Genomic DNA, 4,263 nt, shown 5'->3' on the forward strand with positions numbered 1-4,263 from the left:
GAGGCCCTGATATTCTTCCGATATATCAGGGCCTCGCGGCGTCCGGGAGCCAGGGGGCGCAGGCCCAGAAAAAATCGTTACTCCCTCGGCAACCGCACCCTCACCGTGGTGCCGTCGCCGTTCCCGGTGCTCACCGCCACGTCGCCGCCGTGGGTCCGGGCGATGAGCCGGGCCGAGTAGCCCCCCAGCCCGGTGCCGCCGAGCTTCCCGTGGGTGGCGTACTTCTCGAACAGGCAGCCCCGCATGGCCTCGGGCACGTCCCGCACGTTGCGCACCTCCACCACGTCCCAGCCGTCCTCGCGCAGCAGGTTCACCCCCACCCGCTCCCCGGGGGAGGAGGCCTCCAGCGCGTTTTTGATCAGGTTGGCGAGCATCGTGTAGCAGAGCAGCTCCTCGCCGCGCACCATGAAGGGCTCCTCCTGGGCCTCGAGCTCCAGCAGGATGTCCGAGGCGCGGTACGGGCCGCCTGATTCGTCCCAGATGGCGCGCACCAGCCCGGCGGCGTCCACGGAGTGGGCGTCCAGGGCGTATTCGCCGCGCTCCATGCGGTAGATGGAGAGCGACAGCGTAATCATGTTCTGCATGCGACGCCCGGCCCCGAGCATCAGGCGGATCATCTCCTTCTGGCGCTCGGTGATGTTGTCTGATTCCAGCAGCATCTGCGGCAGGGTCAGGAAGGCCGACAACGGGGATTTGAGGTCGTGCCGGGCGATGCGCTCCACGTCCTCCCGCAGGCTCTCGGCGCGCTTGTGCTCCGCGAGGCCGGAAACGGAGCTGGCCAGCACGTCGCTGAAGTGCTCCATGTAGTCAGTGGCCATCTCCGGGCGGTAGCGCTGCGAGTTGGCGTCCGCCAGCACCAGCACCCCGGCCCATTCCCCTTCGCGGAAACGGTCTTTCAGGGGATAGACGAAGCAGGAGCGCCAGCGCCTGGCCTCCTCCTCGCTCAGCACCCCGGCGGGGGCCTGCGTCGTGGAGCCCAGGTAGGCCTTCGCTCCCCCGGCCAGCACCTTGGAGGCGATTTCGCCCAGTCTCCCGCGCTCCATGAGCGGGAAGCCATCCGGCAGCAGCGGTTCGAAATCCACCCTTTCCAGGCTCAGGCGCATCAGCCCAACGCGGAACAGGCGGCGCAGTTGCTCCATGAGCCGGGGCAGGTTCTCCAGGTCGCGCAGCTCCTCCACCAGTTGGAAGCCCTGCCGGAAGCGGTCGAAGGAGCGCAGCCCGCCCTCGTAGAGCTTCCTGTTGCGCTCAAGCGCCGCCTCAAGCTTCTCCACACGCAGAGCGGCCATCATGGCCTGCTCCTCCACCGCCTCCCGGTCGGCCACAAGGCCGAGGGCCGCCTGGCGCAGGGCTTCCGCCTGCCCCACGAGCAAGGGCACACGCTGCTCGCGCGCGGAACGCTCCAAAGCCTGGAGCTGGCCGAGCAGCGACGCCAAGAGGGGGTGACCGTTCATGGCCGCATGCTAGCCCACAGCAGGGCTTCTGAAAAGGCTTGCCAACGGCGCAGTGTGGGCAAGGGTTGTCTCTCGCGGCGATCATGGTTAAAAAGACAATAATCAGGGGGCGCTGCATGAAGAAACTCTTCGGCACCCGCATCAAGGCGCTCAGACGCCAGGCCGGCCTGACCCAGGCCGAACTCGCCGCCCAGGCCGGCATTTCGGACCGTTTCCTGGGCAGGCTCGAACGCGGCCTCTCGGCCCCTTCGTTCGAATCCCTCGGGCAATTGGCGCGCACCCTGGGGGTTGACCCCGGAGAGCTCTTCACGCCCGCCGAAGAGGCGGATGCCGCCAAACGCGGCGGACGCCCACCCGTGAAGGGCCGGCCTTCGCAACCCACGCTGGTTGAGGCGGCCCCGGCCCAGCCTCCAGTCCCCGAGGCCATGGCCCAGGCCAGCATCCTCAGGGATTTCAGCGGCATGACCCTGAAGTGCGTCGACCAGGACCTGCGCCTGCTCTGGGTGCTCTCCAGCGACCCCGCCCTGAAGGATTTCCAGCACAGCGGCCTCAGCCGCGCCTGCTACAGCCAGATTCACGGCCTGGAAGCCCCCTGCCCGGGCTGCCTGCTTCCCGAAGCGGTCAGGACTGGCCAGCCGCAAGGCGGCGAGGTCACCACGCCCGAGGGCCGCACCTTCATCACGCGCAGCACTCCCGTGCCCTCCCCGGACGGCGGGTCGGCCTGGGCGGTGCACATGGCCTTCGAGATCACCGAGCGCAAGCACATGGAGGAGGCCCTGCGCCGCACCCAGGCCCGCCTGGAGCATCTGCTCGCCTCCAGCCCCATGGTGCTGCGCACCTGCTCGCCGGACGACCCCTTCAGCCCGACCTACGTCTCGGAGAACATCCGCGATATCTTCGGCTTCTCGCAGTTGGACCTTCTGAGTTCCTCCTTCTGGATCTCGCAGGTGCACCCCGCCGACGCCGAGAGGGTCCGGCGCGCCCAGGTCGGGCTGGCCGGGAGGGGCCGCCTGGTGCAGGACTACAGGGTCCGCAACCGGGAGGGCGTCTGGCGCTGGGTGCGAGACGACCAGAGGCTCGTCACCGACTGCGAGGGCCGCCAGTTGGAGATCGTAGGGGCCTGGCAGGACATCACCGACGCCAAGGCCTCGGAGATCGTGCTGCGCTCCTCCGAGTCGCGCTACCGCGACCTGTTCCTCACCAACTCCACGGTGCAACTGCTCATCGACGGCGACACAGGTGGCATTCTGGACGCCAACCCCGCGGCTCAGGCCTTTTACGGCTACACCTCCGGCGAGCTGCGCTCCATGAACATCGCCGACATCAACACCCTGGAGCTCCCCGTGCTGGGCCTGCGCCTGCGCGAGGCCAGCAGCGCCAGGGCGCGCGTGTTCCGCTTCCGGCACAAGCTTGCCTCCGGAGCCGTCCGCGACGTGGAGGTCCGCGTCTCCCCACTGGTCCAGGGCAGGCGCGTGGTGCTGCACTCCCTGATATTCGACGTCACGGACAGCCAGACCGCCATGCAGACGGTCAAACCCGGAAGGGACTGCGAGGCCCTGCTCGCCATGACCTCGGACATGGCGGCCGTGCTGGACTCGGGGGAGAAGCTCCTGGCCTGCAACGAACCCCTGGCCCGGGCGCTCGGCGCCATGCGGGAGGCCCTGCGGGGAGCGCCCTGCCCCCCCCAGCTCCAGGGCGTGCTGCGCCACTGCCAGCAACGGGAGGCCGAATCGGGACCGGCGGATGCGCCCTGGCTGCAATGCGCCTTCGCGGGCAGGGTGGTGCTGGCCAGAACCAGCACCATCTCCGGCCGGGGCCAGCCGGACAAGATCGTGCTCGTGCTGCGCGACTCTCCCGGCTTGCCAGCCGGGCGATAATTCTCTAGGGAACTCTCTTCCAGTCGGGGCGTAGCGCAGCCTGGTAGCGCACCTGCCTTGGGCGCAGGGGGCCGTGAGTTCAAATCTCGCCGCCCCGACCAAGATTTCTGGGCCTTGCGAACACTAGTCGCAAGGCCCGTTTTCTTTCGCACTGCGAACCGCACTGCATAGGCCCATTTGGGGCACGAAAAAGGCCGCCCCTGCGGACGGCCTTCGTCGGTCAAGGATGCCCCCGGGGCAACCCCCTGCCGAGTTGACGTATAGTCACGTGAGCGCACGGCAAGGCGACATCAATCCCCTCAGGGAATGAGGGGAAGCACGTTGCCCGTCACGTATGGAACAGGAAGCTGTTGCGGGCCCGCGCTGGCCTGCGGCGTTCCCCCGCTGGGAGCCAGCAACTCGCCGTTGCGGCCGAAGGGGTCCATGTTCATGAACGTGGTCAGCAGCGGACGCCCATCAGCCGTACGTCCATTAAGGCCCGTAGCGGGCAACTCGACGAACTGGTCGCAAGCGCCCTGTTCAATCTGGGTGGCAGTACACGCGACGGCCGTGTCGTTGCCAGGCGCGGCCACCACCAGGAAGAGCTGAGGGTGGTCGAAGGGGGCCGCCTCGTTCTTGACCCGCGGGTCGGTCAGTGTCAGCAGGAACGCCACCAGGGCGTCCTTCTTGTCCTCGTCACCGGCCAACTGCCCGATCTGACCGATATCCTTCGACAAGTCACCGGTGTTGGCTGCGCCGAAGTCGCTGCCGCGCGTGTAGAAATCCACCACCTGCTTGAGCGTGCCCACGGAGCCGTTGTGGAAGTAGGGGTAATCCTCCCCTTTTTAGGCTGTCTGAAAAGTAGGGCTATGCAGCCGTTCTCAGTTTCTGCCTCGGAGTGATGCCGCCGATGCCCATGTTGGGCCGTTCGTTGTTGTAAGTCCAGAGCCACTTGG

Annotated in this window: 3 protein-coding genes and 1 tRNA gene; 2 read left to right on the top strand and 2 right to left on the bottom strand. The window is 67.5% G+C overall.

What is annotated here, in order from left to right; all coding sequences use genetic code 11:
- Positions 1-77: 77 nt before the first annotated feature.
- On the bottom strand, positions 78-1,451 hold the full coding sequence (locus MLE27_RS17765; RefSeq protein ID WP_243313966.1) for a DUF484 family protein: 1,374 nt from the start codon (positions 1,449-1,451) through the stop codon (positions 78-80).
- Positions 1,452-1,567: 116 nt separating this feature from the next.
- Between MLE27_RS17765 and MLE27_RS17770 the strand changes: the two genes are divergently transcribed.
- Positions 1,568-3,328: a PAS domain S-box protein gene (locus MLE27_RS17770; RefSeq protein WP_243313968.1), complete on the top strand. Its 1,761-nt coding sequence runs from the start codon at positions 1,568-1,570 to the stop codon at positions 3,326-3,328.
- Positions 3,329-3,352: 24 nt separating this feature from the next.
- Positions 3,353-3,429, top strand: a tRNA-Pro gene (locus MLE27_RS17775).
- Between the two features lie 198 nt (positions 3,430-3,627).
- Here the strand turns inward: MLE27_RS17775 and MLE27_RS17780 are convergent.
- Positions 3,628-4,116: a hypothetical protein gene (locus MLE27_RS17780; RefSeq protein WP_243313971.1), complete on the bottom strand. Its 489-nt coding sequence runs from the start codon at positions 4,114-4,116 to the stop codon at positions 3,628-3,630.
- Between the last annotated feature and the right edge of the window lie 147 nt (positions 4,117-4,263).

It is taken from the genome of Fundidesulfovibrio agrisoli (assembly GCF_022808715.1).
Classification (GTDB): domain Bacteria; phylum Desulfobacterota; class Desulfovibrionia; order Desulfovibrionales; family Desulfovibrionaceae; genus Fundidesulfovibrio; species Fundidesulfovibrio agrisoli.